The organism is Mesorhizobium sp. WSM4810 (assembly GCF_055811235.1).
On the sequence record NZ_JBVVQV010000025.1, the window covers coordinates 14,051 to 27,574 of the forward strand.

The 13,524-nt window shown below is 60.9% G+C and carries 10 protein-coding genes and 3 pseudogenes; 12 read left to right on the top strand and 1 reads right to left on the bottom strand.

The features are described 5' to 3' along the window. Positions 1-25: 25 nt before the first annotated feature. The 8 genes from nifD (at position 26) to AC0L3O_RS27475 (ending at position 8,866) form a co-directional block, all read left to right on the top strand. Entirely contained in the window at positions 26-1,513 is a 1,488-nt protein-coding gene (nifD, locus tag AC0L3O_RS27440; protein ID WP_473617151.1) for a nitrogenase molybdenum-iron protein alpha chain, read from the top strand. A gap of 145 nt (positions 1,514-1,658) precedes the next feature. Next, entirely contained in the window at positions 1,659-3,200 is a 1,542-nt protein-coding gene (gene nifK / locus AC0L3O_RS27445; RefSeq protein ID WP_473617153.1) for a nitrogenase molybdenum-iron protein subunit beta, read from the top strand. 62 nt (positions 3,201-3,262) lie between these two features. Then, positions 3,263-4,765: a nitrogenase iron-molybdenum cofactor biosynthesis protein NifE gene (gene nifE, locus AC0L3O_RS27450; protein ID WP_473617154.1), complete on the top strand. Its 1,503-nt coding sequence runs from the start codon at positions 3,263-3,265 to the stop codon at positions 4,763-4,765. Next, positions 4,762-6,144 carry a nitrogenase iron-molybdenum cofactor biosynthesis protein NifN gene (gene nifN / locus AC0L3O_RS27455; protein WP_473617155.1) on the top strand — a complete coding sequence of 461 codons (1,383 nt, stop codon included), beginning with the start codon at positions 4,762-4,764 and terminating at the stop codon, positions 6,142-6,144. Before nifE ends, nifN begins: the two co-directional genes overlap by 4 nt. Beyond that, positions 6,110-6,607: a nitrogen fixation protein NifX gene (gene nifX / locus AC0L3O_RS27460; RefSeq protein WP_163603092.1), complete on the top strand. Its 498-nt coding sequence runs from the start codon at positions 6,110-6,112 to the stop codon at positions 6,605-6,607. Before nifN ends, nifX begins: the two co-directional genes overlap by 35 nt. Positions 6,608-6,623: 16 nt before the next feature. Then, on the top strand, positions 6,624-7,103 hold the full coding sequence (locus AC0L3O_RS27465) for a NifX-associated nitrogen fixation protein (RefSeq protein ID WP_473617156.1): 480 nt from the start codon (positions 6,624-6,626) through the stop codon (positions 7,101-7,103). Between the two features lie 73 nt (positions 7,104-7,176). Further along, positions 7,177-7,881, top strand: a complete 705-nt coding sequence (locus AC0L3O_RS27470) for a response regulator transcription factor (protein WP_473535558.1) — start codon at positions 7,177-7,179, stop codon at positions 7,879-7,881. Positions 7,882-7,978: 97 nt separating this feature from the next. Then, on the top strand, positions 7,979-8,866 hold the full coding sequence (locus AC0L3O_RS27475) for a universal stress protein (RefSeq protein ID WP_473617157.1): 888 nt from the start codon (positions 7,979-7,981) through the stop codon (positions 8,864-8,866). 553 nt (positions 8,867-9,419) lie between these two features. Here AC0L3O_RS27475 and AC0L3O_RS27480 read toward each other — a convergent pair. Further along, positions 9,420-10,082 carry a hypothetical protein gene (locus AC0L3O_RS27480; protein WP_473617158.1) on the bottom strand — a complete coding sequence of 221 codons (663 nt, stop codon included), beginning with the start codon at positions 10,080-10,082 and terminating at the stop codon, positions 9,420-9,422. 193 nt (positions 10,083-10,275) lie between these two features. Between AC0L3O_RS27480 and AC0L3O_RS27485 the strand changes: the two are divergent. The 4 genes and pseudogenes from AC0L3O_RS27485 to AC0L3O_RS27500 form a co-directional block, all read left to right on the top strand. Further along, positions 10,276-10,524: pseudogene (locus AC0L3O_RS27485) on the top strand (oligopeptide/dipeptide ABC transporter ATP-binding protein); the annotation flags it as partial. 111 nt (positions 10,525-10,635) lie between these two features. Next, positions 10,636-11,618 (top strand): annotated as a pseudogene (locus AC0L3O_RS27490) (NAD(P)/FAD-dependent oxidoreductase). A 448-nt stretch (positions 11,619-12,066) separates the two neighbouring features. Beyond that, positions 12,067-12,298, top strand: a pseudogene (locus AC0L3O_RS27495) (ATP-binding protein); the annotation flags it as partial. Between the two features lie 38 nt (positions 12,299-12,336). Continuing rightward, complete coding sequence (locus tag AC0L3O_RS27500) at positions 12,337-13,503, top strand: NAD(P)/FAD-dependent oxidoreductase (RefSeq protein ID WP_473617160.1); 1,167 nt, start codon at positions 12,337-12,339, stop codon at positions 13,501-13,503. Positions 13,504-13,524: the final 21 nt, after the last annotated feature.

Genomic DNA, 13,524 nt, shown 5'->3' on the forward strand with positions numbered 1-13,524 from the left:
CATCAGACACCTTGAAAGGGGTCCCATGAGCCTGGAATACGAGAATGATGGTGCTCTCCATGCGAAGCTTATCGAGGAGGTGCTATCGCAATATCCCGACAAAGCGGCGAAGCGCCGCAAAAAACACCTCAGCATCGCAAAGAGCGGGGATGAGGCTGGCGGGGAAAGTGAGATCCTTTCCGAATGCGACGTCAAATCGAACATCAAGTCCATCCCCGGTGTGATGACAATACGCGGCTGCGCCTATGCCGGCTCAAAGGGCGTGGTCTGGGGCCCAGTCAAGGATATGGTCCATATCTCGCATGGCCCCGTCGGTTGCGGCCAATATTCCTGGTCACAGCGACGCAATTACTATGTGGGCACAACGGGCATCGACACTTTCGGGACAATGCAGTTCACCTCCGATTTCCAGGAGAAAGACATTGTCTTCGGCGGTGACAAGAAACTGGAACAGATAATCGACGAGATCGAGATGCTGTTTCCGCTGAACAACGGCATCACCGTGCAATCCGAATGCCCGATCGGTCTCATTGGTGATGACACCGAGGCAGTTTCTCGCAAGAAGGCCAAGGAGTACGAAAAGACCATCGTGCCGGTGCGCTGCGAGGGCTTCCGCGGCGTCTCGCAATCACTCGGCCACCACATCGCCAATGACGCAATCCGCGACTGGGTCTTCGACAAGAAGGACGTCGAGTTCGAGGTCGGTGCTTACGACGTCAATGTGATCGGCGACTATAATATTGGCGGGGACGCCTGGGCCTCGCGCATCTTGCTTGAGGAGATAGGATTGCGCGTGGTCGGCAACTGGTCGGGCGACGCAACACTGGCCGAGATTGAGCGCGCGCCAAAGGCCAAGCTCAATCTCATCCACTGCTACCGCTCGATGAACTACATCTGCCGGCATATGGAAGAAAAGTATGGCGTCGCCTGGATGGAGTACAATTTCTTCGGACCGTCCCAGATCGAGACCTCTCTGCGCAACATAGCCAAGCATTTCGGGCCGGAAATCGAGGAGAAAACCGAGACGGTGATCGCCAAGTACAGACCGCTTGTCGACGCCGTCATCTCCAAGTACCGGCCGCGTCTCGAAGGCAATACCGTCATGCTCTACGTCGGCGGCCTGCGCCCTCGCCACGTCATCACAGCTTACGAGGACCTCGGCATGGTCATCGTCGGCACCGGCTACGAGTTCGCCCACAACGATGACTATCAGCGCACGGGCCACTACGTAAAGAACGGCACGCTGATCTATGACGACGTTACCGGTTACGAGTTGGAGAAGTTCATCGAGGGAGTTCGCCCCAACCTCGTCGGCTCTGGCATCAAGGAAAAATACCCGGTGCAGAAGATGGGCATCCCGTTCCGTCAGATGCACTCCTGGGACTATTCGGGCCCCTATCACGGCTATGACGGCTTTGCCATTTTCGCGCGCGACGTGGATCTTGCCATAAACAATCCGGTCTGGGATCTCTACCAGGCCCCTTGGAAAGCCCGCCCCGTGGGCGGGCGATAGCTGCCGAATAGACGCGCTGTCCCTGGCCTAGTCTCCCCAGAGAGACGATGAACGCCCGCGGCCTTGTGAGCCTCGGGAAGCCCGAAACGTCTCGACGTACCTGAGCTGCCGTATGGCGCGGCCAGATAAAAAAGAGGTAACACCAATGCCGCAGTCGGCCGAAAAGATTCTCGACCACGCTCCCCTGTTCCGCGAGCCGGAATACAGGCAGATGCTCGCAGAGAAGAAGCTGAATTTCGAATGTCCGCACCCGGATCAGATCGTTACCGATCAAGGCGAATTCACCAAGACCTGGGAATACCGCGAGAAGAACCTCGCCCGAGAAGCGCTTGTGATAAATCCCGCCAAGGCCTGTCAGCCCCTCGGCGCGGTATTCGCGGCTGCGGGCTTCGAGCGGACCATGTCCTTCGTCCATGGCAGCCAGGGCTGCGTAGCCTATTACCGCTCGCACCTTTCGCGCCATTTCAAGGAGCCTGCTTCGGCGGTTTCCTCCTCGATGACCGAGGACGCGGCAGTATTCGGCGGCCTGAAGAACCTGGTCGACGGGCTCGCCAACACCTACCAGCTTTACGACCCGAAGATGATCGCAGTGTCGACGACTTGTATGGCGGAGGTCATAGGCGACGACTTGCACAGTTTCATCGAGAACGCCAAAGACGAAAATTCGGTCCCGCGCGACTTTGACGTGCCCTTTGCCCACACGCCCGCCTTCGTCGGTAGCCATGTCGACGGCTATGATGGCATGCTGAAGGGCATTCTGGAGCACTTCTGGAAAGGCCAGGAGCGCACGGAAGCCAAGGGAACCATCAACGTCATTCCGGGCTTCGACGGCTTCTGCGTTGGCAACAACCGGGAACTGAAACGCCTGCTCAATGTGATGGGTGTGTCCTACACCTTCATCCAGGACGCGTCTGACCAGTTCGACACGCCATCGGACGGGGAATACCGTATGTATGACGGCGGCACGAAGATCGAAGAGGTGAAGGGGGCACTCGACGCCGAGGCGACGGTTTCACTGCAGTACTACAACACCCGAAAAACCCTCGACTACTGCGGGCAAGTCGGGCAGGCCACGGCTTCGTTCCATTATCCGCTCGGCGTCCAGGCGACTGACGAATTCCTGATGAAGATCTCGGCGCTTTCCGGGAAGGAAATCCCCGAGGCAATCCGGCTGGAGCGCGGCCGACTGATTGATGCCATGGCGGACAGCCAGTCCTGGCTGCACGGCAAGAAATACGCGATCTACGGCGACCCGGACTTCGTGTACGCCATGGCTCGCTTCGTCATGGAAACGGGCGGCGAGCCGACACATTGCCTCGCCACCAACGGCACCTCGGCGTGGGAAGCCGAGTTGAAGGAACTGCTTGCATCCTCGCCCTTCGGCAAGGACGCTCAGGTCTGGGCGGGCAAGGACCTTTGGGCTATGCGGTCACTGCTCTTCACCGAGCCAGTGGACCTGCTGATCGGCAATTCCTATGGCAAGTATCTGGAGCGCGACACCGGCACGCCGCTGATCAGGCTGACGTTTCCGATCTTCGACCGGCACCACCACCATCGCTTTGCGATCATGGGCTACCAGGGCGGATTACGCGTGCTGACGACGATCCTCGACAAGATCTTCGACAAACTCGATCGCGAGACGAGCCAGATGGGCGTGACGGACTATTCCTATGACCTCACCCGCTAGAAGACACGGCCGGCTTTTCGCACAGGCGGTTCGTTGCCGAATTGGCTTTGGGGACTGACGCGATGACCTCGCTCAGTGCCAAGATCCAGGACGTTTTCGACGAGCCCGCCTGCGACAAGAACCGCGGCAAGGATGCCAAGGCACGCAAGCAGGGCTGCACAAGCCCGCTGACGCCAGGAGCGGCAGCGGGCGGTTGCGCCTTTGACGGGGCCAAGATCGTCCTGCAGCCGATCACTGACGTTGCGCACCTAGTCCATGCGCCGCTCGCCTGCGAGGGCAATTCCTGGGACAACCGCGGTGCAGCTTCGTCTGGGCCAACCTTGTGGCGCACAAGCTTCACGACCGACCTTACCGAACTCGATGTGGTGATGGGGCAGGGCGAGCGGAAGCTCTTCAAGGCGATCCGCGAAATCAAGGAAGCGTATGCGCCGCCGGCAGTCTTTGTCTATTCGACCTGCGTGACGGCGCTCATCGGCGATGATATCGAGGCCGTCTGCAAACGCGCCGCCGAAAAATTCGGCTTGGCCGTGGTCCCCGTCAACGCGCCGGGCCTGGCCGGCTCCAAGAACCTCGGCAACAAGCTCGCCGCCGAGGCGTTGCTCGACCATGTCATCGGCACGGTGGAACCCGACGACGCCGGGCCGTACGACATCAACATCCTTGGTGAATTCAACCTTTCCGGCGAATTCTGGCTGATAAAGCCGCTCCTCGATCGGCTCGGGATCCGGGTTCGCGCCTGCATTCCGGGCGACGCGCACTATCTCGACATTGCCTCTGCGCACCGCGCCCGGGCGGCTATGGTGGTGTGCTCGACGGCCCTCATCAATCTAGCCCGCAAGATGGACGAGCGCTGGGACATCCCTTTCTTCGAGGGCTCCTTCTACGGGATCTCGGACACCTCGGAAGCCCTCCGCAAAATTGCTGAGCTGCTGGTGAGGAAGGGCGCCGATCGGGAGATCCTCGACCGCACAGAGACGCTGATCGCTGAGCAGGAGGCGATTGCATGGGAGAAGCTCGAGGCCTACCGGCGGGGGCTGCAAGGCAAGCGCGTGCTGCTCAACACGGGTGGTGTGAAGTCCTGGTCAGTCGTCCATGCGCTGATGGAGATCGGCATGGAGATCGTCGGCACCTCGGTCAAGAAATCCACGGTCGAAGACAAGGAGCGCATCAAACAGATCCTAAAGGACGACAACCACATGTTCGAGCAGATGGCAGCGCGCGACCTTTACGCCATGCTCTCAGAAGGCAAGGCCGATATCATGCTGTCGGGTGGGCGCACGCAATTCGTCGCGCTCAAGGCCAAGACGCCCTGGCTCGACGTCAACCAGGAGCGCCAACACCCTTACGCCGGTTACGACGGCATGGTGGAACTCGTACGCCAGATCGACCTCGCCATTCACAACCCGATCTGGTGCCAGGTGCGCGAGCGGGCCCCGTGGGAGTGCCAGCCTGGTGTGAAGGACGAACAGCCGAGCACCAAAAATGACACGGCGACGGTGCGCGCTGTCCAGGAATTCGCCGGCACGACGCGGACTATTTCGGCTGGTGTTGAGGAAATCCGATGACCCGCATCCTTTCCCAGACCAAATCAGCTTCGGTCAATCCGCTGAAATCGTCACAGCCGCTGGGTGCTGCCTTGGCCTTTCTAGGGATCGACGGCGCAGTGCCGCTGTTCCACGGCACCCAGGGCTGCACCAGCTTCGCGCTCGTGCTCTTCGTGCGGCATTTCAAGGAAACGATTCCCCTACAGACCACCGCCATGGATGAAGTGACAACCATCCTCGGCGGGTCGGACAATCTGGAAGAGGCGATCCTCAATCTCAAGACTCGCACGAAGCCAAAGCTGATCGGGGTCTGCACGACGGCGCTGGTGGAAACCCGTGGCGAAGATTCCGCAGGCGACATCGCCGACATCAGGCTGAAACGGGCGGAAGAACTCGCGGGTACGGAGATCGTGCTGGCCAACACGCCGGATTTCAGCGGCGCCCTCGAAGAGGGCTGGGCCAAGGCTGTCACCGCGATGATTGAAGGCATTACGCGGCCTGGCGAGCGGGCGCGCCAGTCAAAGAAGATCGCAATCCTGCCCGGCTGGAACCTCACTGTGGCTGACATCGAGCATTTGCGCGAGATGGTTGAAAGCTTTGGGCTGCAGCCGGTGATTTTGCCGGACCTCTCAGGCTCGCTTGACGGTACTGTACCAGACCACTGGGTTCCGACCACCTATGGCGGTACGAGCGTCGAGGACATCCGTGAGTTCGGCGCGGCCGAGCACTGCATCGCCATCGGCGAGCATATGCGCCGGCCGGCCGAGGTGCTGCACAAGGTGAGCGGCGTCCCTTACGTGCTGTTCGAGTCGCTGACCGGATTGAAGCGCGCCGATCAGTTCGTTTCCCTGCTGTCCACGATTTCTGGCGAGCCTGTGCCGGCAGGCGTGTGCCGTCGGCGGGCGCAATTGCAGGATGCGTTGCTCGACGGACATTTCCATTTCGGAGGCAAGAAAATTGCTATCGCTGCTGAACCAGACCAACTCTATCAATTCGCAACCTTCTTCACGGGCATGGGCTCCAAAATCGCGGCGGCGGTCACGACGACCGATATGTCGGAAATTCTGGAAAAGGTACCGGCGGAGTCGATTCAGATCGGCGATCTCGGCGATTTGGAAACGCTTGCCGGCGGCGCTGATCTTCTGGTCACCCATTCACATGGACGCCAGGCGTCGCAGCGCCTTGGCATTCCGCTCATGCGCGTCGGCTTCCCCGTGTTCGACCGGCTCGGCAGCCAGCACAAGCTCTCAATCCTCTATCAAGGGACCCGTGATCTGGTTTTCGAGGTTGCCAACATGTTCCAAGCCGACCGGCATGCGCCGACGCCTGAGGAACTTGATCCATTCCGCAAGCGGGAAACGCCAGGTGGGCCCCGTTCGTCGCCTCTCACTCGTCACTGACGAGGTTCAAGGTCCGATGCGTGAACGACAAGCAGGTGCTTTGCGCGTGGCAATCGCAACCCAGGACATGAAGGAGCTCAATGCACATTTCGGGTCCGCCAAGCGCTTTGTCATCTACGATGTGACGCGCGAGGAATGGAACCTCCTGGAAGCCCTTGCCTTCGACGACGTCTCCGACGAAAGGGGGAAACATCGGACCGAGGGGGATGACCGCATCGCACCGAAGGTGGAAGCGCTGAAGGGCTGCCACCTCCTGTTTTGTCTGGCGATCGGCGGACCTTCGGCAGCCAAGCTTGTCTCGGCAAAAATCCATCCAATCAAGGTGCCGCAGCCACAACCCATCCAAGAGGTGCTGTTGCGCACGCAGACGATGCTGAGGACATGTCCTCCGCCCTGGCTGCGCAAGGTGCTGGCCGAAGCTGGTGTCGCCGGAGAGAAACCGTCCTTCGAGGACGAGGACTGAAACGAGGAAGAGCGAAATGTTTGAAGTCGCGGTTAGCCCTGCTGTCAACGAGGACGAGGCGGCCCTTGCCAGCCCGTTCGTCAAATGCCTCGTGCGGTTGATCCGTGCTCAAGATTCCCACGGGTCATGGGACGGCAAAGCGGACGCCGAGTTGCTGGCCGACTTCATCGTCAGCAAGGAACAGCGCCGTACGATTCCAATAATCGGCGATCCCGATCCGGACGTGCTGTGGAGGCTCGACAAATTTTACACTGCCGTCGCCCTTGCGATCGAAGAGCGCTCCGGCGTGATGGCATCGCCGATGATCGAAATGAGCCATGAGGGCTTCGGGCGCGTGCTTTTCACCGCCGGGCGTCTGGTCGTTCTGTCCAAGACCGTGCGCGACGTGCATCGGTTCGGCTTCGAGACCCTCCGCAAGCTCGCCGAGGCCGGCACGAAACTGGTCGGCGACGCAATCGCAGCCATCGAAACCTATCCCGAGGTAGCACGCGCGTGATGGAAGCAGGCGTCGATGGCCACCTTACGCCGCCGACCCGGTCCGGGCCGATGGGGCTCTTGGGATAGTGCCGATGAAGCCGCTGGTGCTGATCTGTTCGGACGATGCGGAGTTCTATCTGATGTATAGCCACGTTCTGGAGGCGGACGGATTCGCCAGTGAGCCGGCAGGCTGCGTGAAGGATGCATTTGCATTGGCCGACCAGCGGGACTTCAAGGCTGTGGTGCTGGACTGCGGGCCAGCGAGCATAACCGGGTCTGCAATCTGCGCCCGGCTCAAGGGGGAGCCGCGGACCGCCGACCTGCCCATCATTGCCCTGATCGCGCCGGGCGCGGCGAACCAGCACCTCGATCTCCTGAAGGCTGGCATTGACGAGAGCTTTGTGCGGCCGATCGCCCCGGCCAAGCTGCTCGACTGTCTACGCGCGAGGCTGGCGCTGACCAAGCGGGGTGCAAATGGTCTTGAAAATGGCGGTTGGCTCTCCTGTGGCGGCCTCGAGATAAAGCTCGACGCCCACCGGGTTCGCGGTAACGGCCACGACATCCACCTCGGACCCATCGAGTTCAACGTGCTGCGGCTTATGATTGAAGCTCCCGGGAAGGTCTTCAGCCGGGACGAACTTATCGGCGCGGCCTGGCCGCCCAACATCCATGTCGGTGCACGCACCGTCGATGTGCATATCAGTCGCATCAGAAAAGCCCTGAAAACGGCTTCGCCCGGCAGCGTCATTCGCACCGTCAGGTCGGCTGGCTATTCGCTCGAGAAGCCGGACGATTGAATTAAGTGCTGGGTGTGGTGCCACTCCCCTCCCGCGCGCGGTGAGCCGGTCCTGCGGCCTGAAACGCCCTAAACGAATACTCAGGAGAAGCAGGCAAATGGCTTTTAAAAGCGTACTCTGTGCGACCGGCGCTGACAATTCCGATCAGGACGTCAGAACTGCCGCCGGCTTGTGTGCCGAAGTCGGCGCGCACCTTTCCGTACTGGTTATACCGCCTCCGATGCTCCTTATGTCGTATCCGTCGATCGGAGATGGTGTCCCCGAGTGGCCTGGAGGACGTGGACAGGCAATTGCCAGATTGAATGACCGGTTTCGACAAATCGACCGATTTACACAGGACGTGGCCAGAATGGAAAGACGCTCCAAAGATATCCAGAGACTGCTGAGAGCTATGTCGCTCGCCTATGACGTTGATACCGACTATTGCGATCCGGCAAGCCTCGGCGAAGTGGCACGAAAGCGGGCGCTCTGCGCCGACCTCACGATCATCGGACCGTGTCTCCTCAATGACGAGAATCTCGGACCTCCTGTTGTCAACGGCTGCTTGTTCGATACGGGAAGGCCGGTGCTCGTTGTGCCGAAGGGCACTGAGGCGACCTTGTGGCCACGGCGCGTCCTGGTCGGTTGGGATTCGCGAGTCGAGGCGTCCCGTGCGGTTCGGGAAGCGCTGGGTGTCTTATGCGCTGCTGAGGAAGTTCGTGTTGCCCTGGTCGATCCGAAGGCGAACTATAACGGGAACGGCGCGGAGCCTGGAGCCGACATCGCTGCCTATCTCACTCGGCACGGTGCTCGGGTGTCGGTTGACCTGTTGCCAAGTGCCGGCAAACCGGCGGCCACGGTGCTTGCGCAGCACGCAATCGAGACGTCTGCCGACATGATAGTCATGGGCGCTTATGGCAGCCGTCGGCTGCGTGAGCGGCTCTTTGGCGGCGTGACGAGATGGATCTTTGAGAAGCCGACATTGCCGCTGTTTTTGGCTCGCTGACTGGTTGCGGAGCCGCACCGATGCTGTTCGAAGCTCTACGGTGATGCGTGGATTCATATCGTAGATGCGCTCCATCGAAACAATCGAGTTTACGGAGAGTAACGAACATGAAAAAGCTTTGCTCAGGAGGCGACGCCCACCGGAAATCTCTCCAGTCATGCGCAAGGCGGAAAGTGGAACGGAGTCCTCCCAGTTCTGATGCCCAGGGTACACCACTCAATTTGACCGCTCGCTTTCCTGGCGCATCCTGCAGCACCACGAGCTGACGATTGTGCTCGCGACCGCGGGACGCATTCGGTCCGCAGCTTTGTCGAGGCTGACTTCAGGCGTGTTGGCAGGGGGATCGTCTGGAAGGGGAAGGCGTTGACGAGGTAGGCCGCGAACGCCGGAGTAAACAGGCGCTGATCCGGATAGAAGCGGCTATTTCGGTCCAGGCCGAGGTGGACCTGCCGATTGGCGAGGGCTGCTAAGGCGGCCACCAAGCACGGTTGGAAGCCGAAGACGACTTTGATGAGCTCGTCTAATGGTCGAGACCGATTGCCACGCTTCGGAATCACGCTCGTTTAAAGGGAAAGATAATGATCTCGCTGGAGGGCAAACGCGTCTGGTCTCCGGCCACGGCCGGCATGGTTGGGGTGCGCAGGGGTGCGCCGCTGTCCGGCGCGCCCGAGGCAAAGGCCCTACGTGGCTTGCCGTTGTAAAACCAGCTCGCCGGATAGCCGGACACTACGCTGGCGTTGTCAACGGAGTTCGGGTCAAAACCGTCTCTGTAGAACCCCACCGTATGAAAGATGAAGGTATCTCGTTCGATATCGACGAGAGCGATGATGTGCGGCTTCCACCCGAACCTCGGGTCGAAGCCGCTCATCCGATCCTGGAGCCGTGAGTCAACGCCCGCTGTCAGATAATCCTTGCTGCTTCCAGCGTAGAGAACGTCTGCGCCGGATCCGCAGAGCTTGTCATTGTCCCTCCCGAAAATGCGCGGTTCGTCGCGGCCATTGTCACCGGAGAGTTCGTCCCATGCCTTCTCGCCGCAGGATCCGTGATCGCTTTCCCGGGTCAAAGATTGGTCGTCGCCTCCGCAATCGGCGATCCGGTCGATGCCACTAGAACCTAAGCTAACATCGTGACGCTCGTTGCCGAAGGCTTCGGAAGCTGGTTGACCGCTAAGAAACCGTTTCAGCTGTACGATGAGTTTTTTGATTTCAATTCTCACAGATGCAGCCCACCACGCGACGAAGCGCCTCCATATATCGCTCGTCGAGTCATCGCTCTAATCGATTGCCATTATGCTCTCATTTGCACAATGAATGTTCCCAGTGCATTTCGCCTTTCCGCCGAGCAGTGCGCATGGCACTGCGGCGGCCCCACTGGGTGGCCAATCATCTGAACATTCGAGATGCCAAACCGCCGACCGTGGGGTGGTCACGTATCTCGGCCACATCGTCGAGCAGGGCACAACAGACCAGATATTGTCGCCGCCCTACCACCCCTATACCGATGCACTTTTATCGGCCATCCCGATCGCCGACACCTGTGTCGTCTAGAAACACATTGTGCTCGAAAGCGACATTTCCTCGGCGATGGATCCGCCGAGCGGCTGCCCCTTCCAGACGCGCTGTCCGCGCAAGCATCTCGTTCCCAGAGCAATTTGTGAGCATCGGGATAGGATCAATTCGCGGTCGTGTGTGCGCCAGCTGCTGTGCGGCCGTGTCGACGTCTCTAAGGTGGACACGCTTGTCGTTGGCGGCGGCCAAGGGGGAGTGGCTATGAGCGAGCACCTGAGCAAGTGCGGGGTGCCTCATCTAATTCTTGAACGCGGCCGGATTGCCGAACGCTGGACGCTTGGAGCGGTGGGACCTCCCTCGTTGCCAATGGCCGGGCCTGGCATGACCGGTTCCCGGACATGGAGTTTCCGGGGACCGGTCCCGATGACTTTGCCTCCAAAGGAGGAGGTCGCCGACTATTTTGTCGCTTATGCAAAGCAAATCAATGCGCGATCCGCTGCGGCGTGGAGGTCAAGCTCGGGCGAAGAAATGTCGGGCGGCCCGGATTCCGCGTCGAGACGCCGGACGGCGTGATCGAAGCCAACAGCATCATCGCCGCGACCCGACCTTTCCAGATCCCCGTCACGATCGCCCGCCGCGGGCCTATTGCGGGCGCGACTTCTAATGGTGGCTGGGCGCCCTCGGCAAGTGGGACGCCGAGACCCCGAGACCCGGCACCGAACACGTCACGGTTGCGGTGAGCGGCGCGCGCGAGACGATCGACTTCGGTCGTCTGGCCGCGCAGGGGCTTACGCTCCTCGGTATGACAAGCAAGTACCAGGACGGCGTGATGAGCTTCGCGCCCGATCTGGCGAACAACATTGCCCGCGGCGACGCAAGCTTGATGTCGCTGCTGGATGAAGCCGACGCCTATGTCGCTCGCAGCCGTCTCGACCTCTCGGAAGAGCCCGCGGACCGTTGCATCGACTAGGATCCGGAATGCGTGACCAATCCGATCCGCGAGCTCGACCTGGCCGAGGCCGGGATAGCGGCGATCGTCTGGGCGACAGGTTTGCTGTCGACTACAGCTGGCTGAAGGTCGACGCCTTCGACGAGAAGGGCCGGCCAAGGCACCACCGTGGCGTCTCGAGCGAGCCCGGCTCAATTTCCTGGGTTTACCTTGGCAGTCGCAAAGAGGGTCCAGCTTCTTCTGGGGCGTCTGACATGATGCCAAACACGTGGCCGACTGTATTTCGACGCAGTGAAACTATCTGGCCTACCATGCTGCCGCGAAGGGCCAGCCCGTGGATGCCAGACCTGACCCTGCCCGGCCTGCGGTGTGGAAGGGTCACTGCCGCGAGCATCCATCTGCCCGCATCGTCGATTATCCGACAATGTCGAGTTCCGGACGAGCTGGAATTCGAGAACTCATTGCTTGGGCAGACTTCTTTTCCGGCACGCTTCATGCATGGGAGTTTTCGAACGCATTTGTGAGATGTCATCCCATGCTAGCCCCTCGAAGAACGAGCCGCGCCAGTTTGAAAAAGCCAAAACCTGTGGTGGAGGCGGCCGCTAGAAGCCGCCCTAACATCCGGAAAAGCTGCGCGACAGCATCACACGCGTCCTTCTCGCCCTTGGCGTGGGTTTGGCGCCCGCTGTCGATGTCGCCGACCTTGAGCCCAACGAGGACAGGCTTTTGCCTTCCTCGCAGTCGCGACCGCGGACGGCAAGGCCATTGTCCTGGTGAGCGACGATGGCAGCCGGCATTTCGCCCAGCAACCGGGCGCGCATCTTCGAGCCATTCTTCACCACGCGCCGCGATTCAGGCGGCACCGGAATGGGCCTCGGCATCGTGCTGGCACTGCCGAAAGCGCATGATGGCACGATTCGCCTGGTTGACTCCGAGCGCGGCACGCGCTTCGAGATCATCCTGCCGGCTGCATGATCGACACGGGCGGTTCTAACCGGAAAGGCGAAAAGAAAGTGCGCTACGACATCGTCATCATCGGCGGAGCCATCGTCGGCTCCTCGATCGCCTATTATCTGCGCGCGGAAGGGTTTTCGGGCTCGATCGCGCTGGTCGAGCGCGACCCGCAGTTCGCCCATGCGGCGACGACGCTGTCCTGCGCTTCGATCCGCCTGCAGTTTTCGATTCCGGAAAACATCCGGCTGTCGCAGTTCACGCTGAAACTGTTCCGGCGGCTTACGGAAGAGTTCGGGGCCGACGCCGATATCGGCTTTCGCGAAGGCGGCTATCTCATCCTTGCCGGCGAGAACGGGCTGCCGATCCTCAAGGCCAACCACCAGACGCAGATGGCCGAGGGCGCCGACATCGTGCTTGAGGATGCGGAGGCGCTCGTCCGCCGGTTTCCGTGGCTGTCGGCCGAGGGCATCACCGCCGGCGCCTATGGCCGCAGCGGCGAGGGCTGGTTCGACGCGCATGCCATGCTGATGCTGTTCCGCAAGGCGCTGCGCGAGAAAAAGATCGATTTCATCTCCGCCGATGTGATCGGCATCGAGCGGCAGGGCGACCGCGTCACCGGCGTCAGCCTCGACAATGGCGAGTGGCTCGACGCCGGCATCGTCGTCAACGCCGCCGGGCCGAATGCCGGTAAGGTTTCGGCAATGGCCGGACTGGCGCTGCCGGTGGAGCCGCGCAAGCGCAATGTCTTCATCTTCGAGGCGCGCGAGAAACATGACGACATGCCGATGCTGGTCGATCCCTCAGGCATCTATGTCCGACCCGAAGGCTCGGTCTACATCACCGGCGGGGCCGAACCCGAAGAGGGCGACGGCCCCGCCGACCCCAACGATTTCGAGCCCGACTGGCCGCTGTTCGAAGAGGTGATCTGGCCGGTGCTGGCGACCCGCATTCCCGCCTTCGAGGCGATCAAGCCGACGCGCGCCTGGGCCGGCCATTACGATTACAACACGCTCGACCAGAACGCGGTGATCGGCCCGCATCCGCAGGTGCAGAATTTTCTCTTCGCCAACGGTTTTTCCGGCCACGGCCTGCAGCAGGCGCCGGCGGTCGGCAAGGCGCTGGCCGAGCTGATCGTGCATGGCGGCTACGGCACGGTGGACTGCTCGGCGTTTGGGTATGAGCGCGTTGCCGAGGGGCGGGCTTTCAGGGAGTTGAATGTGATCTGAGGCTGGCGGGACAGCCCCCTC